This is a genomic window from Sphaerisporangium rhizosphaerae, from assembly GCF_042665155.1.
GTDB classification, from domain to species: domain Bacteria; phylum Actinomycetota; class Actinomycetes; order Streptosporangiales; family Streptosporangiaceae; genus Sphaerisporangium; species Sphaerisporangium rhizosphaerae.
Map to the genome: position 1 here is coordinate 1 of NZ_JBHTCG010000063.1, position 16,360 is coordinate 16,360.

Below are 16,360 nucleotides of genomic sequence, written 5' to 3' on the forward strand. Positions count from 1 at the left end.
GGCATGAACGCCACCAGGAGGTTCTTACCGAGCGCCATCTCACCGTTGTCGGTGCACGGACCGTCGGCGACGACCTGGTTGACCTCCACCCGGTCGCCCTCGCGGACGATGGGCTTCTGGTTGAAGCAGGTGCCCTGGTTGGAGCGCTTGAACTTCGCCACGCGGTAGGTCGTGCGGGTGCCGTCGTCGTTCATGACGGTGACGTAGTCGGCCGAGACCTCCTCGACGACGCCCGCCTTCTCGGCGGTGATGACGTCGCCGGCGTCGGTCGCGGCGCGGTACTCCATGCCGGTGCCGACCAGCGGAGCCTCGCTCTTGAGGAGCGGGACCGACTGGCGCTGCATGTTGGAGCCCATGAGCGCGCGGTTGGCGTCGTCGTGCTCCAGGAAGGGGATCATGGCGGTCGCGACCGACACCATCTGGCGGGCCGAGACGTCCATGTAGTCGACCTCGTTGGGCCGGATGAACTCGACCTCGCCGCCCTTCCTGCGGACCAGGACGCGGTCCTCGGCGAAGGCGCCGTCGGCCTTCAGCGGGGTGTTGGCCTGGGCGATGACGTGCCTGTCCTCCTCGTCGGCGGTCAGGTAGTCGATCTCCTCGGTGACCCGGCCGTCCACGACCTTGCGGTAGGGCGTCTCGACGAAGCCGAAGGTGTTGACCCGGCCGAAGGACGAGAGCGAGCCGATGAGGCCGATGTTCGGGCCTTCAGGGGTCTCGATCGGGCACATGCGGCCGTAGTGCGAGGGGTGCACGTCGCGGACCTCGAAGCCGGCCCGCTCACGCGACAGACCACCGGGGCCGAGCGCGGACAGACGCCGCTTGTGCGTCAGGCCGGCCAGCGGGTTGGTCTGGTCCATGAACTGCGACAGCTGGGAGGTGCCGAAGAACTCCTTGATCGACGCCACGACCGGGCGGATGTTGATCAGGGTCTGCGGCGTGATCGCCTCGACGTCCTGCGTGGTCATGCGCTCGCGGACGACGCGCTCCATGCGGGCCAGGCCCAGGCGGACCTGGTTCTGGATCAGCTCGCCGACGGTGCGCAGGCGGCGGTTGCCGAAGTGGTCGATGTCGTCGGTCTCGACGACGATCTGACCGTTCGCCCCGGGCATCTCGACCTCGCCGGCGTGCAGCCGGACGATGTACTCGATGGTGGCGACGATGTCCTCTTCGGTGAGCGTCCCCTGGTTGATGTCGGCGTCGACGCCGAGCTTCTTATTGATCTTGTAGCGGCCGACCTTGGCCAGGTCGTAGCGCTTGGGGTTGAAGTAGAGGTTCTCCAGCAGCGTCTGGGCGGACTCCTTGGTCGGCGGCTCGCCCGGGCGCAGCTTGCGGTAGATGTCGAGCAGGGCGTCGTCCTGGCCGGAGGTGTGGTCCTTCTCCAGGGTGGCGCGCATCGACTCGTACTGGCCGAACCGCTCGAGGATCTGGTCGTTGGTCCAGCCGAGGGCCTTCAGCAGGACGGTGACGGCCTGCTTGCGCTTGCGGTCGATGCGCACACCGACGCTGTCGCGCTTGTCGATCTCGAACTCGAGCCACGCACCGCGCGAGGGGATCACCTTGCAGCCGTACAGGTCCTTGTCGGAGGTCTTGTCGACCGAGCGGTCGAAGTAGACACCGGGGGACCGCACCAGCTGGGAGACCACGACACGCTCGGTGCCGTTGATGATGAAGGTGCCCTTGGAGGTCATGAGCGGGAAGTCGCCCATGAACACCGTCTGGCTCTTGATCTCACCGGTGGTGTTATTGATGAACTCCGCCGTGACGAACATCGGGGCGGAGAAGGTCATGTCCTTGTCTTTGCACTCGTCGACGGAGTACTTGGGCGGCTCGAACCGGTGGTCGCGGAACGACAAGGACATCGTTCCGGAGAAGTCCTCGATGGGACTGATCTCCTCGAAGATCTCTTCGAGACCGGACTGGGCCGGAACGTCCTTGCGCCCGGCCTGGCGAGCCGCCTCGACCCGCGACCGCCATTTCTCGTTGCCGAGCAACCAGTCGAACGACTCGGTCTGCAGGGCGAGAAGATCGGGAACTTCGAGCGGCTCCTGAATGCGCGCGAAAGAGACGCGGCGGGGACCAGCGGGTACGGCGAAGGCGTTGCGCGAGGCTGCCAACAGATGTCCTTCCGAGGGCTCGCGGACTGACTACACGCACGCCAGACGACCATGCATCAAAGTTACCTAGAGAAGCGGGTCGTCAAAGGGCAGCGCAAAGGGGCAGTGTAGCCGATGGGCATACACCTGTCCACTCAGTCTCGCTCTGCGCACCCACACTGGACGCAGCATCGCCCGTCAGCGCCGAAACGTCAAGCCCGTAGACCCACATTCGAGGCGACCAAGCCCCGTCACGCTGGGTTTTCTCCCCTCTGGAGACGGAGCGGCCAGCCGGGCCAGACGATACCCGCGCTGCGGATCGGCTAACGCTCAGTCACACGGAGGATCGAAGGCTTGCCGCCTCTCGACACTGTCGTGCCCTTTGTCATGCCCAACCCGCGCGATGCTCAAACCCAAGCTTTACTAACGATTTAATAACGCGCCACGCCGCACGGCCGTCCCACCGCCGTGGATCTCAGCCGCCGGGGGCGTTGCCGATCAGGGTCGACAGCTCCGACACCAGCCAGTGCTCCTGGCCTCTGACCAGCACGAACCGGGCGCGATTGTGCAGGACCTGCCTCTGGGGCCGTTTCTCGCCCGGCACCAGCTTTGACGTTCCCATGTTCATGAACAGCAACACCTGAACCCGGTCGGGCGTCGCCGATTCCACCGCCGCGGCGACCACCGCCGCCTGCTGCACGGTCTGCTCGCGCCTGACCACGGGGGCCAGGACCCGCGTCAGCTCCCCGTAGTGGGCGGCCAGGTCGCCGGTGGCGTACCCCTTCGCCCGGGCGAGGTCGGCCTCGATCGTGCGGTAGTCGTAGGACAGCATGTCCGGCGCGTAGGCCCGCGCCGCGGCGGTCGCGTCGGCCGCCGCGGACTCGCTGTCGCGCAACTCGCGCAGCCTCAGATAGGCGAGGACCGTCAGGACGGCCAGAACGGCCGCCAGAAGGCCGAGCAGCGTGACGGCGGCGAGGAATCGCCACGACCGGGAGCGGGACGCCACGGCCCCCTCAGGGGGCCCCAGGCCGCCCTCGGCGGTCACTCGACCGGCTCCAGGCTCGAGGCCGCCCAGCCCTGTCCCACCTTGCTCACCTCGATGTTCCAGCGGTAGAAGCGCTCCTGCGGGGCGGTCTTGACCTGGTCCCAGCGGATCACCGAGTCGGCCACGACCAGCACCCGCGCCGCGCTGCGCCGGTCGTTCATGGAGGCGAGCCCCGCGGCGCGCACGACGCCCGTCTGCACGGCCTTGTTCCGGCGGGTCGCCTCCTTCAGATTGCCGGCTTCCCGGGCGAACTGCTCGCGCGCCTGGCCCGTGGAGGTGTCCATCACCCGCTGGACGTCGCGGTCGATCGTGCGGTAGTCCACGGCCATGAGGTTCAGCGCGTACCGCTTGGCGGCCTGGACGGCGGCCAAGCGGTCGTGGGCCACCGCCCGCGCCTGGTCGAGGTCGTCGCCGACGCGCACCCACGCGGCGCCCAGCGCGGCGACGAGCGCGACCAGCGCCAGGAGCACCACAAGGCGCCTCCTGCGGGGGGAGCGAGCCGCGTGCAGCGCCACCTGTTCCCTCCGATCGCCCTGACCGGCGCCGCTCGGCGCCACGACGGCACGGACGCGCCGGACCCGGTCCCCGGCCGCCCGGCGGTTCGCCGGATCATAACCCGGTATCAAGATCCAAATGGGCGATCATCCTCTTTGCCCGTACAGGACAGGCCGGAAAGGTCCGCGGCAGGACGGAACGGGTCACCGGGACGGGAAAGAAGGACCCGGACAGCCGCAAGTCCGCGCGGAAAACCAGAAAGGGACGGACCACCCGGCACCAGGGTGGACCGCCCCTTCCTTGCAGAGCTTGAACGCTCGCGCGCGAGCTTTCAGACGCTCAGGTGGAGCTTCGAGACGCGTGAGGTCACTTGACGGTGACGGTGGCGCCGGCGCCCTCCAGGGCGGCCTTGGCCTTCTCAGCGGCTTCCTTGTTGACCTTCTCGAGCAGCGGCTTGGGAGCCCCGTCGACGAGGTCCTTGGCCTCCTTGAGGCCGAGGCTGGTGAGCGCGCGGACCTCCTTGATGACCTGGATCTTCTTGTCGCCGGCGGCCTCGAGGATGACGTCGAACTCGTCCTGCTCCTCGGCCTCCTCGGCGGCGGCGGCGCCACCACCGGCGCCGGGGGCGGCGGCCACGGCCACCGGAGCGGCGGCCTTGACGTCGAAGGTCTCCTCGAAGAGCTTCACGAAGTCGGACAGCTCAAGGAGGGTCATCTCCTTGAACGCGTCGAGCAGCTCGTCGGTGCTGAGCTTCGCCATGGGTGGTTCCTCCATATGAATTGCAAAACGTGAATCGGACCGCGGTATGCGCCGCAATCCCCTGCTTTGGTCGCTTCCGCGCCGGAACTACTCGGCGGCGTCCGCGGCGGCGTCCGCGCCGGCCTCCGTGCCGCCGGTCTCCCCGCGCTTCTCGCGCAGGGCCTCGACGAGCCGGGCCAGCTGGGTGGGCAGCGCGTTGAACGTGGCGGCGGCCTGAGACTGCTTCGCCTTCAGCGCGCCGGCCAGCTTCGCGAGCAGGATCTCGCGCGACTCGAGGTCGGCGAGCGTCGCGATCTCGGCCGGGGTCATCGACTTGCCGTCGACGACACCACCCTTGATGACCAGGAGGGGATTGGCCTTGGCGAAGTCACGCAGACCCTTGGCCGCCTCGACCACGTCGCCACTGACGAACGCGATCGCGGTCGGACCCTGGAACAGATTGTCCAGGGAGGTGACCCCGGCCTCGTTGGCCGCGATCTTGGACAGCGTGTTCTTCGCCACGGCGAACTTCGCATTCCCACCGAGCGTGACGCGCAGCTGCTTGAGCTGCGCCACGGTGAGACCGCGGTACTCGGTCAGGACAGCGGCGCTGGAGCTCTCAAAGTGTTCTTTGAGCTCGGCAACCGCGGTCGCCTTTTCCGCCCTCGCCATGGGCCTCCTTCCAGATGTGCCACCGGCGAAGGGCCCAGGAGTCCGTAAATGAGAACAAGCCCCGGCGCAGGCGCACGGGGCTCACACACAGAGGTCACGCGGGAAAAGGATCCGCGCGAGCAGCCATATGGAAACTCACATCACACCTGCGCAGGCCATCCACCACAGTGGATCCTTGGGCCACCGAGCCATAACGGGCTCGGCGACGACCGGCGGTCTTCGGCGTTGAACACTGTACCCGGGCTTCGCGCTCCGCGCCAACTCGCGGAGGAGCGGCGCGGAGCGCGACCCGTGACGGTCAGCTTCCGGTGGTGCCGGTGGCGTCCGTCCCGTTGAGCCCGTTGAGGTTCTGCGGGAGGTCGCCCACCTGGTCGGCCGGGGGTGCGGTGACCTCCGCGGCCTGGTTGAAGGAGGTGAACGTGGACGTCAGCTTGAACACGCCGTCGCCGGCGCCGCCGTTCATCTCCACCTTGCGCGGGAGGCTCTGCGCGTCGATCCAGGTGTCGAACTTCATGTCCTTGACGTTGGTCAGCTGCCCCTGGACGCGCTTCTGCATCTCGGGCGACAGCAGCTTGACCGCCTCGGCCACCGTGAAGGTGCCCTTGTAGTGCGTGGTGTCGACGCCGCCGACGGTCTCGGAGCCGACCTTGGCGACGTCCTTGGAGCTGGTCAGCATCCGCACGCTGGTCTGCAGGTCGATCTGCTGGGCCTGGGACAGGAACTGGTCGACGTCCACGCCGGCGTTCTGCCCGGCCCTGGCCAGGTCGAGCTTGATCCACGGCTTGCTGCCGCCGACCAGCTTGTTGAGCATGTCGACCTTGATGTAGGCCGTCTGCCCGACGAGGATGACGCGCACGCCGCCGGGGATGTTCTGCCCGCGGACGTTGATGGTGTCCAGCGTCACGTCGGAGGCGAGCTGGGGCTTCTGGTGGACCACCATGGAGCCCTTGACCGACCCCGCGCCCTCGTTCGGGGCGCTGAAGTCCAGTGCGAGCTGGGCGTTGTAGGACGTCACGTCCTGGGCGCTCTCGGCGCTGTGCTGAAGGGACTCAGCCGCGGAGAGCTGAACCGCGCCGAGGGACTCGGCCGGCTGCTGCGATGCCTGACCACATGCCGATACCGCGAGGAGCATGGCCGAGCCCACGGCCGCGATCGCGGGTGTCATTCGCCGGTTCACTAGGTAACCCTTCTGTATCCCCCATAAGTAATTTTTACCCTACGTGCTGCCCCTACCCCGTGCGGCGGAGTATGAGCATCGATTACCGGCCCTGGAAGCGCGCATGACGGGGAAACCGGGGGTTCACCTGCGAGGAAACCGAAAACGTAAAGAAGAAAGGCCCGCACTGTGTGCGGGCCTTTCTCAGGTGGTTCTCAGGTTGTGCCCGTCAGGCGGCGGCACGGTGCGCGCCGCTCGCCCGATGGTGCGAGGAGGACCTCAGGCGTCCAGCTCGGCGGTGATCCCCCGCGTCACGTTCGGGTCCACCGGGATGCCCGGGCCCATCGACGTGGAGAAGGTGACCTTCTTGAGGTAGCGCCCCTTGGCCGCGGACGGCTTGAGACGCACGATCTCGTCCAGCGCGGCGGCGTAGTTCTCCAGGAGCTGGCGCTCGGGGAAGGACACCTTGCCGATGATGAAGTGGAGGTTCGCGTGCCGGTCGACGCGGAACTCGATCTTGCCGCCCTTGATCTCGGTCACGGCCTTGGCCACCGCGGGGGTGACGGTGCCGGTCTTGGGGTTCGGCATGAGACCGCGCGGGCCGAGCACGCGGCCGAGGCGGCCGACCTTGCCCATGAGGTCGGGCGTGGCCACGACGGCGTCGAACTCGTTGAGGCGGTTGCCCTTGGCGATCTCTTCGATCAGCTCGTCGGCGCCGACGATGTCGGCGCCCGCGGCGCGGGCCTCCTCGGCACGGTCACCGGTGGCGAAGACCAGGACCCGGGCGGTCTTGCCGGTGCCGTGCGGGAGGTTGACGGTGCCGCGGACCATCTGGTCGGCCTTGCGGGGGTCGACGCCCAGCCGCAGGGCCACCTCGACGGTGGCGTCGAACTTGGTGACCGAGCTGGCCTTGGCGATCTTGGCGGCGTCGACCGGGCTGTACAGCGCCTCGTGGTCGATCTGCTCGGCCGCCTTGCGGTAGGTCTTGCTGCGCTTCACTGCTTCTCCTTCTGGAGCCCGTGGTGACGGGCCAGCGCGTGGCCCTCCCACTGTGTTGGTCTTGCCTCGCTACGCTCGGCGGTTCGGGGCGCCCTTGAGGCGATGCTCTTCCTCGTCGCTCCGGGCTCGTACCTCACCCTCGCTCCTCGTCAGACCACCGCCGCGCCCCTCACAGGTCTGTCGTGCCTCGACCCGCGGCGCGGATCAGTCGGCGATGGTGATGCCCATCGACCGGGCGGTGCCGGCGATGATCTTCTCGGCCGCCTCGATGTCGTTGGCGTTGAGGTCGGGCATCTTCGTCTCGGCGATCTGGCGCAGCTGGTCCTTGGTGAGCTTGCCCACCTTGTCGCGGTGCGGGTTGGCGCTGGCCTTGTCGACGCCCGCGGCCTTCTTGATCAGCTCAGGCGCCGGCGGCGTCTTGGTGACGAAGGTGAAGCTGCGGTCTTCGAAGATGGTGATCTCGACGGGGATGATGTTGCCCCGCTGGGCCTCGGTCGCAGCGTTGTACTGCTTGACGAAGTCCATGATGTTGACGCCGTGGGGACCGAGGGCGGTACCGACGGGCGGCGCGGGCGTGGCCTGGCCAGCGGGAAGCTGGACCTTGACCAGAGCCGCGATCTTCTTCTTAGGAGGCATTGTCCTACTCCGGGTCCTGAACTCCTGTGAAACTCCCACAGGGCGTGGAAGCCCCCCGAGGGCAGGCGAGGGCCAGACGGCCGTGCTCCCTCGGGACCAACCCCGCGGCCGCTCGAACGGCCGGCCCGCGGGACGACTTATCAGTGTATGCGCGCCGCCAGATCGCCAGGACCTGGACGGGCGTCAGATCTTGGAGACCTGGTTGAACGACAGCTCGACCGGCGTCTCGCGACCGAAGATCGAGACCAGCACCTTGAGCTTCTGCGACTCGGCGCTGATCTCGCTGACCGTCGCGGGCAGCGTGGCGAAGGGGCCGTCCATGACGGTGACCGACTCGCCGACCTCGAAGTCGACGGTGGCGGCCGCGGCCTTGGCGGCGGTCGTCTTGGTCTGCTCGGTCGGCTCGGGCGCGAGCAGCTTGGCGACCTCGTCCAGGCTCAGCGGGCTCGGCCGGTTGGACAGGCCCACGAAGCCGGTCACGCCGGGCGTGTTGCGCACCGCGGACCAGGACTCGTCGGTCAGCTCCATGCGCACCAGCACGTAGCCGGGGAGCACGCGCTCCTTGACCGGGGTGCGCTTGCCGCCCTTGATCTCGGTGACGGTGTGGACCGGCACCTCGACCTGGAAGAGGTAGTCCTCCATGTTGAGCGACTGGGTGCGGGTCTCGATGTTGGACTTCACGCGGTTCTCGTAACCGGCGTAGGAGTGGATGACGTACCACTCGCCGGGCAGGCCCCGCATGGAGCGCTTGAACTCTTCGACAGGGTCGACATCGGGAACGAGATCACCGTCTTCGTCAACGGCGCCGACCGGAGCCTCGGGCTCAACGGCCTCGCCTGACTCGTCGGCATCACCGGACTCGTCGGCGTCATCCGCGGCCTCAGGGGCCTCGCCGGACTCGTCGGTGATCTCGATCGCCTCTTCCGGCTCGCCCTCCCACTCCTCGTGGGATGCGCCAGCCGACAGTGGGGACTCGGACACGGTGACTCTTTCTTCTCTCGTCGATGATGTTGCGATCTTTGACGTCCTACAAGGACGTGCAGCCGCCCGTCAGCGGGGGGCCGCCGTTCAAGACGGCCACCGACCCGCCGGGGACGGCTGTCGCGCGGCGGCCGGCTCAGGCTCCGCCGAAGACCGCCAGCACACCCTGCGTGAGCAAGAAGTCTATCCCCGCCACGAGCCCGACCATGATCAAGACAAAGACGAGGACCACCGTGGTGTAAGAGATCAGATCCTTGCGCGTCGGCCAGATCACCTTGCGAAGCTCGGCGATGATCTGCCGGTAGAAAAGTGCGGGAGAGGTGCGCTTCTTAACGGTCTGGCCGGACGGCTTACTCGGCCTGTCGGCGGCCTCGCCGCGTGTGTCGATCGCCACAGTCCTCACCTGATCCGTCGTTCCTACGCAACTTTCGGCGGCATACACGCCATCGGTGCGCGGACCGCACTCCGCAGGGCACGAGGGACTCGAACCCCCAACCGCCGGTTTTGGAGACCGGTGCGCTACCAATTGCGCTAGTGCCCTCTGCCGTGAACCACCTTACCCCGAGCGGTCGGGGGTACGTCGCTCACTAGTTGCAGAAGTGTACGGGTGAATGCGCCTCACGTCGAACCAACTCGTGCGACACGTCATGACGGACACCGCTTGTCCAGTTCACGGATATAGGGCGGCGGCGGTGGGAGAGGTCTGGAAGCATGGAAGGCATGACCCGTCCTCGCATCTCAGCGCGCATTTCCGCCATCTCAGAGTCCGCCACGCTGGCCGTCGACGCCAAGGCCAAGGCGATGAAGGCGGACGGCCGTCCGGTCATCGGGTTCGGAGCCGGCGAGCCGGACTTCCCGACGCCCGACTACATCGTCGAGGCGGCCGTCGAGGCGTGCCGGAACCCGCGGTTCCACAAGTACACGCCGGCCGGCGGTCTTCCCGAGCTCAAGCAGGCCATCGCCGACAAGACGCGGCGCGACTCCGGCTTCGAGGTCGACGCCTCCCAGGTGCTGGTCACCAACGGCGGCAAGCAGGCCGTCTACGAGGCGTTCGCCACGCTGCTCGACCCGGGCGACGAGGTGCTGGTGGTGGCCCCCTACTGGACGACCTACCCTGAGGCGATCAAGCTCGCGGGCGGGGTCCAGGTCGACGTGGTGACCGACGAGACCACCGGCTACCTCGCCTCGGTCGACCAGCTCGAGGCCGCACGCACCGAGCGCACCAAGGTCCTGCTGTTCGTGTCGCCGTCCAACCCGACCGGCGCGGTCTACTCCCCCGACCAGGTGGCCGAGATCGGCCGCTGGGCCGCGGAGCACGGCCTGTGGGTCGTCACCGACGAGATCTACGAGCACCTGGTGTACGGCGGCGTGGCCTTCACCAGCATCGCCACCGCCGTCCCCGAGCTGCGTGACAACGTCGTGGTGCTCAACGGCGTCGCCAAGACCTACGCCATGACGGGCTGGCGCGTGGGCTGGATGATCGGCCCGAAGGACGTCGTGAAGGCCGCCACCAACCTGCAGTCGCACGCCACCTCCAACGTCTCCAACGTCGCGCAGGCGGCGGCCCTGACGGCGGTCTCGGGCGACCTGTCGGCCGTGGCGCGCATGCGCGAGGCGTTCGACCGGCGGCGGCAGACCATGGTGCGCATGCTCAACGAGATCCCCGGCGTCCTGTGCCCCGAGCCGTTCGGTGCGTTCTACGCATACCCGTCGGTCAAGGCCCTGCTGGGCAAGGAGCTCCGCGGCCGGCGCCCGTCCACCTCCGCCGAGCTCGCCGAGCTGATCCTCGAGGAGGCCGAGGTCGCCCTGGTCCCCGGCGAGGCCTTCGGCACCCCGGGCTACTTCCGCCTGTCCTACGCCCTCGGCGACGACGACCTCGCGGAAGGCGTCAGCCGCCTCGCCAAGCTCCTGTCCGAGGCCCACTGAACGACGGCATGCTTCGAGGCCCCGGGTTGGACGGCCCGGGGCCTCGGTCTGTTCCGAAGGCCGGTCAGCCGGTGGGGCGGACCGCTTCGGCGATCTTCTTCAGCTCGCGTCCGGTGTGGTCGGCGCCGAGCTTGCGGGCGTAGTCAGGGCTGATCATGGCCTCGGCCATCAGTCCCCGCCCTGGGGACCACACGATGGTCGGAGTCCCGCCGTCGCCGGTGATCTCCGACGCCTCGCCCAGCGTGGCGATGACGGCCGCCGAGCCGTGGACGTTCACCCGCGTGGCCTTGGCGTCGGCCCGGTAGTCCTTCAGCTTGGACCGCTCGCGCTTGGCCGCCGCGCCCTCGTAGATCACCATCTGGACCGAGTACTCGCCCGGCTGGAGGCCGGACTCGGCCCAGGTGGTCGTGTAACTGGTCGTGCCGAAACCGTTCTTGCCCGACCACTTACCCCATTGCAGACCTTCCGGCAGGTAACCGACGCGGACCCCGCCGAAGGCGCGGCCGTCGCCCAGGTCTCCGAGGTCCTGCGGCAGGCCGGACCGGTCGTCCTGGGACGGTTCCGCGGTCGCGGCGGACGGGGGCATCGTCGCGGTGTCCACCCCGTCGTCCGACGGGAGGGAGGTCGGCGCCTGACTCGGCTCACCGACATCGGTCGGCTCCTGACTCGGATCACCGACAGCGGTCGGCTCCTGACTCGGATCACCGACAGCGGTCGGCTCCTGACTGGGATCGCCGAGAGCGGTCGGCGCCTGACTCGGGTCACCAAGCGCGGTCGGCGCCTGACTCGGGTCGCCGAGAGCGGTCGGCGTGTCCGAGGCCGGCGCGCCGGAGGACGCCACGGCCGGACCGGCGGGGGCAGGGTTAGGGGCGAGGCCATGTCCCGAGGTGAGGGCGGTGTAGGCGGGGAAGGAGCCCGCCACCAGCACGGTCAGCGCGGCGGCGCCGGCCGTGCGGAACCGCGTGACGTGCGCGCGGTGCCTGCGCCGCACCGCCTGGCCCATCATCGCGGGCGCGCGGACGTCCGCGACGTGAGCGGACATGGCTTCCTTGAGCACTTCTTCCACGTTCATGCCGAACCTTTCCTCCGATTTCACACCGACGTCCCGTCCAGGGCGCCCATGCGCGCCCGCATCCTGGCCAGGCCGCGTGCGGCCTGGCTCTTCACCGTCCCGGCCGAGCAGCCCAGCAGCGCGGCGGTCTCGGCCTCCGACAGGTCCTCCCAGTAGCGCAGGACCACGACCGCGCGCATGCGCGCCGGCAGGCGGCGCAGCTCGGCGAGCAGGGCGTCGCGCGTGTCGAGGTCCGGCTGCGGCGCCTCCGGCTCGGGAGGACGGGCGAAGGTGATCTCCTGGATCACCTTGCGCCGCCGTGCCCGGGAGATGGCCGCGTTGACCACGACCCGCCTGGCGTAGGACTCCGGGTTGTCGTGCCGGATCCTCGGCCAGTGCCGGTAGACCCTCTCCAGCGCGCCCTGCGCCAGGTCCTCGGCGTCGTGGATCGACGCGCCGCAGACGAGGATGGCCGTGCGGAGCAGGGCGGTGCTCCGGGCGGCCAGGAATTCGTCGAAGGCCGCTTCGTCTTCTTCCGTCATGGCGAGTCCCCTTTCGTCCTCCCCAACGCACCGACCCACCGGGAGGTTGAGAGGCGGTGCGGGACCACCGCGCCGGCGCGGTACGGCAAGATATGGAAATGGCACGCCCGCTCGACGAACTTCCGAAGGCGCATCTTCACCTGCACTTCACCGGCTCCATGCGGCACTCCACCCTGCTGGAGCTCGCGCGCGACCACGGGGTCCACCTCCCCGACGCGCTCGTGGAGGACTGGCCGCCCAAACTACGGGCCACCGACGAGCGCGGCTGGTTCCGGTTCCAGCGGCTGTACGACATAGCGCGCTCGGTGCTGCGCCGCGACCAGGACGTCTACCGGCTGCTGCGCGAGGCCGCCGAGGACGAGGCGGCCGAGGGGTCGCGCTGGCTGGAGATCCAGGTCGACCCCTCCGGGTACGCCCAGCGGTTCGGCGGGGTGACCGCGACGCTGGAACTGGTGCTCGACGCGGCGGCCAGGGCGTCGGAGGCCGGCAAGGTCGGCATCGGGGTGATCGTCGCCGCCAACCGCACGCGGCACCCGCTCGACGCCAAGACCCTCGCGCGGCTGGCCGGGCAGTACGCCGACAAGGGCGTGGTGGGCTTCGGGCTGTCCAACGACGAGCGCCGCGCCCGGGCCCGCGACTTCGACGGCGCGTTCCGCATCGCCAAGCGGGCCGGGCTGCTGGCCGTCCCGCACGGCGGTGAGCTGTCGGGCGCCGCGAGCGTCGCCGAGTGCGTGGACGACCTGGACGCCGACCGCATCGGCCACGGAATCCGGGCGGCCGAATCCCCACGGCTGATGGAGCGCCTGGCCGACCGTCAGATCGCCTGCGAGGTGTGCCCCACCTCCAACGTCGGCCTCGGCGTCGCCCAGCGGGCCGGGGACGTCCCGGTGAAGCGGCTGTTCGACGCCGGGGTGCCGATCGCGCTCGGCGCCGACGACCCGCTGCTGTTCGGCGCGCGGCTGCTGCCGCAGTACGAGCTGGCGCGCGAGGTCTACGGCTTCAGCGACGCCGAGATCGCCGAGCTGGCCCGCCAGTCGATCCGGTCCTCCACGGCACCGGACGGCTTCAAGAAGGAACTGCTCACGTCCATCGACACCTGGTTGACCAGCCCGGCCTGAACGGTTCCCAGGCCACCGGGCGGGCGCCCAAGGACGGCGATCGACCCTCCCAGCGGCACCGCGCGCTCGTGCGAGTAGATCGTCGGGGTGGCGATGACTTTGCCGGCGGCGGTGCGGGCGGCGACCCTCATACCAGGCACCTGCGGACATGCCACGGGCCCCGTCGCCGGGGCCCGTGGTCTTGTGCTGTTCAACTGTGGAGAGCGCGGTGTCTCGGGCTCGCGGCCCGAGACGGCGCTCGTCCGTGTGTCACTGGGAGTGGATGTAGACCTCGTCGAAGACCTCGGCGAGCTTGGTGAGGTCCTGGGTGACGCCCTTCTCGGGGTCGCTGGCGTCGAAGGTGATCGACAGCCGGCCGAGCCCCTTGCGGGCCTGCAGGGCCTTCCACATGGTGTTGGTCGTCAGGCCCTGGTCCAGCAGACGCCAGGTGGCGCCGTCCCACTCCTGGCGGTGGGTCCACAGCATCACCGTCTGCACGCCCGCCTGCAACGGCAGGTCGACGCGCAGCTTGGCCGCGGCCTCGGCCTGCGCGGCGGTCAGCTTGTTCGCCCCACTGTGCGCGAGACCCACCTCACGGGCACCCACGTGCACCCGGGTGTCCCAGCCGCGCGCCCGCACGCCGATCCACTGGTTGCGCAGCGCCTTGTCCGGGGTGATCTTGTACTTGGCGTACTCGCTGGCGAACAGGCCGCTGGAGACGTTGACGTGGTCCACATCGCCGGTCAGCACGTACTTCTCGACGTTGGCCCGGCTGATCAGCGGGTACTTGGTCCGCAGCGCCGCCTGGCACGGCTCGTTGGCCCCGCAGCCCATCTCGGGCACCACCACGTCCACCGCGAGCTGCTTGCCCGCCGGGATCGCCGCCCGCAGAGCCGCGGAGCTCTCCTTGACGAACCTGCGCACGTCATCGGCCGACTTGAAGCCCCAGTAACCCAGGTCCTGGGCGAACTTCACGCCCACCACACCCGGACGGCTCGCCTGCGCCGCCATCGAGGCGACCGCCGCGTCGAACTGGTCCTTGCCCGCCGTCCACGCCGGGGCGAGCTCACCCTCGATCCACACCCGCATGCCCAGCTTGATCGCCGTGGCCGCCGCCTTGCCGGTCGCGTCGTTCGGCGCGGCAAGCGGCGCCTTGGACGCCTTCGGCGTCGTCGGCCGCGCCTCGGTGGAGGGGTCGGGCTGCGGCTCGGCAGAGCGGTCACGCGGCGCGGTGACACTGGAAGTGGGCTCCGGCGCCACCGACTCCTGGTCCTGAGGCCCGTTGGAGGTCTCCACCTGCGGCGCCTGCTCACCGTTCGGATCGCTCTGCGTCTGCGGGTCGCTCTGCGTCTGGGTCTGCGGATCGGCCTGTGTCTGGGCGTTCGGATCGTCCACCGGCTGCGCGTCCGGATCGGCCAGGGTCGAACTCGTCGGCCCGGGCGTCGCGCCCGAGGTGGTCTCACCGGAGGTCGTCGTCGGCGTGCCCGAAGCACTGCCGCCGCCGGAACAGTCGAACTCGCCGCCCTGACACGCCTTGGCCGGTGGCTTGGTCACGTTGCCGTCGGTGTCCTTGCAGACGTACTTGCCGGCGCTGTGGTCGTACTTGCACAGCACCTGGTCCTTGTCGGCGCAATCTTGCATGCCCGGACCCTTGTTGGTCTTGTCCATGCAGAACAGCACCGGCCCCGGATAGGGGACGGCCTCCTTGAGCTTCTCACCGTCGTTGCGGGCCCAGAACCGGACGACGTCCAGCGCGTCCTTCGGTGTCTTGGCCATCCACCGGCAGTACATGTACTCGGGGGTGCCGCTGCCGAGGATGTCGTCACACTCGTTGTTGACCTGGTCGGTCGCCGTGGGCGCCGGATCGGCGAGGGCCATGCCCGTCGGAATGCCTACGGTCAGAGCCGCGATCACCGCGACCAGGACGATGATCCACTCGCGTTTGCGAAGTCGGGGCATGCGCGGTCTCCTCGTGCTCAGTCGGTTCAGCAGGGCTTCGTGTACGTGATGTTCACGCCGATGGTCCCGGAGCCTTTGGTGCCCTGGTTGTCGCCGGACCACTTGATGGACATGTAGGCCTCCTGCTGCTGGCCGCAGGAGCCCGACCCGCGGACGCTGAACCCGATCGAGGCGGTCTGCCCGCTGCCGGTGCTGCCCGAGCCGGGCGAGACCAGGATGTCCCGGCCGACGGCCTCCCAGGTGATCGAGCCGACCTGGGACCGGACGGTCACCGTGCCGTCACGGCTGCTGCCGACGTCCATCGAGGTGGTCGAGGCGGTGAAGGCAGGGGGCGGCGGAGGCGGAGGCGGAGCCTGGGTGGTCTGTTTGGTCTGCGGCTGGGAGCTCGAGCTCTGCTTCGGCGTGGACTTCTGGGACGGCTTGGGCGAGGAGGTGGTCTTCGGCGGGGGCGGGGGGTTGTTGGGCCCGTCGTTGGTCGTCGGCGAGGAGGTCTTGTTCTTCGTCTTCGTGGGGCTCGCCGTGGGGCGGGAGCTGGTCGGCGGGGGAACCACCGGCACGGAGGAGGTCGGGACGGCCACGCCGGGGCGGTTCGCGGCGGGCCCGGTGGCGTTGGGGCTGCTCCCGGGCGCGGCGGTGCCGCCGGGGGGCGGTGGAGGCGGGGAGTCGACCAGGGGTGGCAGGGACTCTCCGGCGGTGATGACGACGGTGCCGCCGGCGGCTTCGACGTCGACCGGTCCTCCGGTGCGGGCGGCGGGGGCGAAGATCAGCGACCAGACCACTCCGGCGGAGGCGACCGACACGACGGTGACCAGGGCGACGCGGCCCCAGCGGATGCGGCTTTCGGGGTCGTCGGCCTCGGGGTCGGGTTCCCAGAACTCGGTGGGCGGCTTGGCGCCGTCGCCGCGTTCGGGGGTGAAGCCCTCCTCCACGCTGAGCGGGGCTTCGGGGGGCGGGGGGTCTTCCAGGGCGT

The 16,360-nt window shown here is 69.2% G+C and carries 15 protein-coding genes, 1 tRNA gene and 1 pseudogene; 2 read left to right on the forward strand and 15 right to left on the reverse strand.

What is annotated here, in order from left to right:
* From rpoB to ACFQSB_RS39690, 11 genes are all read right to left on the reverse strand, one after another.
* The coding region (gene rpoB / locus ACFQSB_RS39640; protein WP_380832474.1) for a DNA-directed RNA polymerase subunit beta at positions 1-2,114 on the reverse strand (2,114 nt) is incomplete at its 3' end.
* A 454-nt stretch (positions 2,115-2,568) separates the two neighbouring features.
* Complete coding sequence (locus tag ACFQSB_RS39645; protein WP_380832476.1) at positions 2,569-3,138, reverse strand: hypothetical protein; 570 nt, start codon at positions 3,136-3,138, stop codon at positions 2,569-2,571.
* Positions 3,135-3,611 (reverse strand): hypothetical protein, encoded by a 477-nt coding sequence (locus ACFQSB_RS39650; RefSeq protein ID WP_354853957.1) that lies wholly within the window; start codon positions 3,609-3,611, stop codon positions 3,135-3,137. The genes ACFQSB_RS39645 and ACFQSB_RS39650 overlap by 4 nt, the downstream gene beginning before the upstream one ends.
* A 388-nt stretch (positions 3,612-3,999) precedes the next feature.
* Complete coding sequence (rplL, locus tag ACFQSB_RS39655) at positions 4,000-4,392, reverse strand: 50S ribosomal protein L7/L12 (RefSeq protein WP_354853954.1); 393 nt, start codon at positions 4,390-4,392, stop codon at positions 4,000-4,002.
* 87 nt (positions 4,393-4,479) lie between these two features.
* Positions 4,480-5,043, reverse strand: coding sequence for a 50S ribosomal protein L10 (rplJ, locus tag ACFQSB_RS39660; RefSeq protein ID WP_354853951.1), 564 nt, complete (start codon positions 5,041-5,043; stop codon positions 4,480-4,482).
* A gap of 298 nt (positions 5,044-5,341) precedes the next feature.
* Positions 5,342-6,208, reverse strand: coding sequence for a LolA-like protein (locus ACFQSB_RS39665; RefSeq protein ID WP_354853949.1), 867 nt, complete (start codon positions 6,206-6,208; stop codon positions 5,342-5,344).
* Between the two features lie 270 nt (positions 6,209-6,478).
* Positions 6,479-7,198: a 50S ribosomal protein L1 gene (gene rplA, locus ACFQSB_RS39670; protein ID WP_354931874.1), complete on the reverse strand. Its 720-nt coding sequence runs from the start codon at positions 7,196-7,198 to the stop codon at positions 6,479-6,481.
* Positions 7,199-7,402: 204 nt separating this feature from the next.
* A complete protein-coding gene (gene rplK / locus ACFQSB_RS39675; RefSeq protein WP_354853944.1) occupies positions 7,403-7,834 on the reverse strand; it encodes a 50S ribosomal protein L11 in 432 nt (143 codons plus the stop codon).
* A gap of 183 nt (positions 7,835-8,017) precedes the next feature.
* Entirely contained in the window at positions 8,018-8,815 is a 798-nt protein-coding gene (gene nusG, locus ACFQSB_RS39680; RefSeq protein ID WP_354853941.1) for a transcription termination/antitermination protein NusG, read from the reverse strand.
* A gap of 136 nt (positions 8,816-8,951) precedes the next feature.
* Positions 8,952-9,209, reverse strand: a complete 258-nt coding sequence (gene secE, locus ACFQSB_RS39685; RefSeq protein WP_354853938.1) for a preprotein translocase subunit SecE — start codon at positions 9,207-9,209, stop codon at positions 8,952-8,954.
* A 74-nt stretch (positions 9,210-9,283) separates the two neighbouring features.
* Positions 9,284-9,356: transfer RNA gene (locus tag ACFQSB_RS39690), tRNA-Trp, on the reverse strand.
* A 179-nt stretch (positions 9,357-9,535) separates the two neighbouring features.
* Between ACFQSB_RS39690 and ACFQSB_RS39695 the strand changes: the two genes are divergently transcribed.
* On the forward strand, positions 9,536-10,741 hold the full coding sequence (locus ACFQSB_RS39695) for a pyridoxal phosphate-dependent aminotransferase (protein ID WP_380832479.1): 1,206 nt from the start codon (positions 9,536-9,538) through the stop codon (positions 10,739-10,741).
* A 64-nt stretch (positions 10,742-10,805) separates the two neighbouring features.
* On the opposite strand, the gene ACFQSB_RS39700 is transcribed toward ACFQSB_RS39695, so the two are convergent.
* Positions 10,806-11,813 (reverse strand): hypothetical protein, encoded by a 1,008-nt coding sequence (locus ACFQSB_RS39700; RefSeq protein WP_380832481.1) that lies wholly within the window; start codon positions 11,811-11,813, stop codon positions 10,806-10,808.
* 20 nt (positions 11,814-11,833) lie between these two features.
* Positions 11,834-12,334, reverse strand: a complete 501-nt coding sequence (locus ACFQSB_RS39705; RefSeq protein WP_354853929.1) for a SigE family RNA polymerase sigma factor — start codon at positions 12,332-12,334, stop codon at positions 11,834-11,836.
* Positions 12,335-12,432: 98 nt separating this feature from the next.
* Here ACFQSB_RS39705 and ACFQSB_RS39710 point away from each other — a divergent pair, with 98 nt between their 5' ends.
* The gene (locus ACFQSB_RS39710; RefSeq protein WP_380832483.1) at positions 12,433-13,452 is read left to right on the forward strand and encodes an adenosine deaminase; all 1,020 of its coding nucleotides are present in this window, start codon (positions 12,433-12,435) and stop codon (positions 13,450-13,452) included.
* Positions 13,453-13,701: 249 nt separating this feature from the next.
* On the opposite strand, the gene ACFQSB_RS39715 is transcribed toward ACFQSB_RS39710, so the two are convergent.
* Positions 13,702-15,390, reverse strand: coding sequence for a hypothetical protein (locus ACFQSB_RS39715; RefSeq protein WP_380832485.1), 1,689 nt, complete (start codon positions 15,388-15,390; stop codon positions 13,702-13,704).
* A 26-nt stretch (positions 15,391-15,416) separates the two neighbouring features.
* Positions 15,417-16,360, reverse strand: a pseudogene (locus tag ACFQSB_RS39720) (hypothetical protein); the annotation flags it as partial.

Excerpts from the sequence above, each read along its gene's own strand:
- ACFQSB_RS39705 (WP_354853929.1), bottom strand. The coding sequence starts at position 12,334 with ATGACGGAAGAAGACGAAGCGGCCTTCGACGAATTCCTGGCCGCCCGG.
- ACFQSB_RS39710 (WP_380832483.1), top strand. The coding sequence starts at position 12,433 with ATGGCACGCCCGCTCGACGAACTTCCGAAGGCGCATCTTCACCTGCAC.
- ACFQSB_RS39695 (WP_380832479.1), top strand. The coding sequence starts at position 9,536 with ATGACCCGTCCTCGCATCTCAGCGCGCATTTCCGCCATCTCAGAGTCC.
- rplK (WP_354853944.1), bottom strand. The coding sequence starts at position 7,834 with ATGCCTCCTAAGAAGAAGATCGCGGCTCTGGTCAAGGTCCAGCTTCCC.
- rplJ (WP_354853951.1), bottom strand. The coding sequence starts at position 5,043 with ATGGCGAGGGCGGAAAAGGCGACCGCGGTTGCCGAGCTCAAAGAACAC.
- ACFQSB_RS39665 (WP_354853949.1), bottom strand. The coding sequence starts at position 6,208 with ATGACACCCGCGATCGCGGCCGTGGGCTCGGCCATGCTCCTCGCGGTA.
- ACFQSB_RS39715 (WP_380832485.1), bottom strand. The coding sequence starts at position 15,390 with ATGCCCCGACTTCGCAAACGCGAGTGGATCATCGTCCTGGTCGCGGTG.
- rplL (WP_354853954.1), bottom strand. The coding sequence starts at position 4,392 with ATGGCGAAGCTCAGCACCGACGAGCTGCTCGACGCGTTCAAGGAGATG.
- ACFQSB_RS39700 (WP_380832481.1), bottom strand. The coding sequence starts at position 11,813 with ATGAACGTGGAAGAAGTGCTCAAGGAAGCCATGTCCGCTCACGTCGCG.